Raw genomic sequence first — 3126 nt, 5'->3', positions numbered from 1 at the left:
TGGACTCGATGAGAAGAGCGGAGTGACGGGAGACTGTCACGCTCCGTTCTGTGGGAGCCCGGGGGTGAGATCCCCCGGGCCACCCGACCCTCGGCCTGAGATGAGCCGGGCGAGTGTCTCTGTGGGCCAGCAGAGCCATGCAAGAAGCGGGCTCATGACCACGAACCAGTGGACACTGATTCGGCCCTGCTCCTTGTCCAGGATCGCTGGGGCCTCATCCCGGTAGACGTAGCGGAGGTAGCGGCGGCGGACCGGCGCTCCAGCCATCAGCAGCACTGGTGAGGCGACAAGGATGGCCAACGGGACCAGGACTTTCGCGGCGGTGAGCTTCGCCTTCTCCTCGTATCGCATGCGCTCAGCCTGTCGTCTAACCTCAACTCCTTGAAGGGGTGGGTATGGATCAGGCGGTCTTCGAGTCCATCAGGTACTCAGCTGGGTGCCCGGACTGCGGTGTGGAGTTGGAGTGCTGGGGCGTCCAAGCCCTGGTTCACGGCTCCTTGCGCTGGGACACGGAGTCCAGGTGTTCAGCCTGCGGGTTTGCGATAGCTGACTGCGGCGGTGATCTGCCTTCCGAACTACGGGGGCGGCTGCTCTCCGAGCGGGGACCAGCCCGCCTCCAGGTGGATCCATCAGCGAGGAACGCTGCGATCATGCGGGTTCTGCGGGCAGAACTTGGCATAGGTCTGGTGGAAGTCAAGACCCTTCTGAGGGAGGTCTTGGCGGGAGCCCACTCGGGCACGATGCCTGAGATGGAGTTCCTGGCCCGCAAGCTGCGGGCGTCTGGCGTCGATGCTGTTGCCGCTCGGCCGTAGAGACCCTGAGCTGGCTTTTCCGCTGATTCTCCGGGGTTTCGTGCCGACCCTGTGGTGTGCTGGGCGGGTGTATGCCTCGCCGGTGGCGAGGACGCGTCCGACTTCGTAGCGGGTGGCGGGCCGCTGGTTCTTCGAGCCGAGCGGTCGGCCGGGGCCGGGGCGGGTGGGTTTCGGTGCACCGGCTGGCGTGCCGGTCTTCGCCCGCAGGTTCCTGAACCCCCGCCGAACCCGGGCCGGGGTGAGTCTGTTCGGTTCCGCCGGCCGCTCCCACGGCCGTCGGAGGTCGCGCGCGAGCGGGCGGGCGAGGCGAAGCTGAGCGTGCGCGGCCAGGACGAGCCAGGTCCAGCGGTCGGCGGCCTGCGAGTCTCGCAGTTTCGGGCGGATCCAGCCGAGCGTCTGCTTGAGCGGGCGGAAGGTGTGTTCCACGTCGAAGCGCCGGAGGAACGCCTGCCAGCACCGGTCGACGTCGTCGGGGCTGGCGCCGGTGCCCGACCACCACAGCCAGACGGGCTTGTTCACCCCGCCGCTGGGCAGTTTCGCGACCGTCAGGCGGATTACGGTGCCCTCGATGATCGGCAACGGGCCCTCGTGGTCGAGCCACGCTGCCCTGCGGGTGAGCCGTGGGTGGAGCCGGTCCCAGGCTTGGGCGGTCGCGGTCCCGTATCGGTTGGTGTTGGTGACGGTGACCGCGGTGGCCTCGCCCCATGTGGCCGGGTCGCCGAAGACGAACTCGCCTCCGTGCTTGGGCGGGCGGCCGCCTTGCGGCGGGCAGATCCATGGCACGGGGACGGGTTTGCGCATGACCCGGTCCGAACGGAGCCGGCCCAGCACCTCGACGGGAAGATCACTCAGGAGGTGAGCGATGCGGGGCGCGTCGTAGCCGGCATCGAGGACGACCAAGATGTTCGGGGCCCCTGCCTGCCACTGGCGGGCTTCCACGAGGAGTTCGACGACATCGCGGACCTGGCTGGCGGTGACTGCGGCCAAGTCGGCGCCGGGCTCCAGCCGGATCGCGTCCAGCAACGCGGTCCACGAGGTCCGACCGGTCTCCAGCGCCGCGACGATCGAGTACGGCCAGCCGGGCACCATCTGGTGCTTGCCCAGGCCCCGGCCGAAGGTATGACAGAAGGACCGGTCAGAGGATGTGTCGGCGTCCGGCCGCAACCACGGCGAGACGTCCACCGCCAGCACCAGCCGAGCGTCCCGGGCTCGGGGAAGCGGGACACTGGACAGTGCCCGCCGCAGCCGGGCGACGTCAATCCGACCGTGGTTGATCCCGGAGCACAACGCCCCGTGCCCACGCCGATGCTCGGGAGCGAGCGCCAGGTCCACGAGGGTGCGGACCGGACCGTCGGTGCACAGCAGCGCGTCGCACAACTCGAACAGGACGTCGCCCCGCGCGGTCAGGCACGCGTACAACTCCGAGCGGAACTCCGCCACCACCGTCAACGCGTCTCGTTCAACCTCGTGCCCGACCAGCCCCACGATCCCGGCCTCCGTACTGCGCTGTCGCTCAGCACAGGATCGACCCGCGGTCCCTCACGCAGCTGGTGAACTGGGAAAACACCGAACAAGTTCGACCCTCGTTCGACGCCGGACCATAAACGACAAGCTAAAGGGTGTTGCACAAGGCTCTGAGCTGGGCATCTCCTTGGTATGGCCGGGGTCTTGCGTGCTGAGCGGGTGTGGGTGGAGACGTCCAGGGGCTGCGGATGCCGCAGTTTTCGGGCCTGTTGAAGGTGGTGCGGGAGCGGGGTGGCAACGGCACGCTGCGGGGCTGGCCGTGGTCGTTGCCGTTGGCCGAGCGGGTGCTGATGGTTGCGGTGTACTACCGCACGAACCTGACGATGCGGCAGTTGGGTCCGCTGTTCGGCGTCTCTTCCTCCACGGTCTGCCGTGTCATCCAGCGGCTTGGTCCGTTGCCGGCGCTGGAGCCCGTCTCTCGCACTGCCGATGCGGCGGACCGGTTGTGGATCGTGGACGGCACACTGGTCCCGGTCCGCGACCGGAACGTCGGCTCATCGTCACGCAACTACCGATTCTCGGCGAACGTGCAGGTCATCGTCGATGCCGACACACGCCTTGTGATCGCGGCCGCCCACCCGGTGCCGGGCACCACCGCGGACGCGCACGCCTGGCGGGCCTCCGGCTTGTCCGAACACTGCCAGGGTGTGACCGTCCTGGGCGACGGCGCCTACCTCAACTGCGGGATGGTCGTTCCGCACCGCAAACGGCCTCACCGGCCCCTGCTGCCGGGCGAGGAGGACGACAACGCCGCCCACCGCAAGGTGCGTGCGCGCGTGGAGCATGTGAT

The 3126-nt window shown here is 68.5% G+C and carries 1 protein-coding gene and 2 pseudogenes; 1 reads left to right on the top strand and 2 read right to left on the bottom strand.

What is annotated here, in order from left to right; all coding sequences use genetic code 11:
- Window positions 1-36: 36 nt before the first annotated feature.
- Both ACWD4O_RS48620 and ACWD4O_RS48615 read right to left on the bottom strand, forming a co-directional pair.
- Window positions 37-351 (bottom strand): hypothetical protein, encoded by a 315-nt coding sequence (locus ACWD4O_RS48620; protein WP_451289578.1) that lies wholly within the window; start codon window positions 349-351, stop codon window positions 37-39.
- A 491-nt stretch (window positions 352-842) separates the two neighbouring features.
- Window positions 843-2297, bottom strand: a pseudogene (locus ACWD4O_RS48615) (NF041680 family putative transposase); the annotation flags it as partial.
- Window positions 2298-2468: 171 nt separating this feature from the next.
- Here ACWD4O_RS48615 and ACWD4O_RS48610 point away from each other — a divergent pair.
- Window positions 2469-3126: pseudogene (locus tag ACWD4O_RS48610) on the top strand (transposase family protein); the annotation flags it as partial.

This window comes from Streptomyces sp. NPDC002623 (genome assembly GCF_053592635.1).
This window is presented reverse-complemented; position numbering and strand designations above follow the sequence as displayed.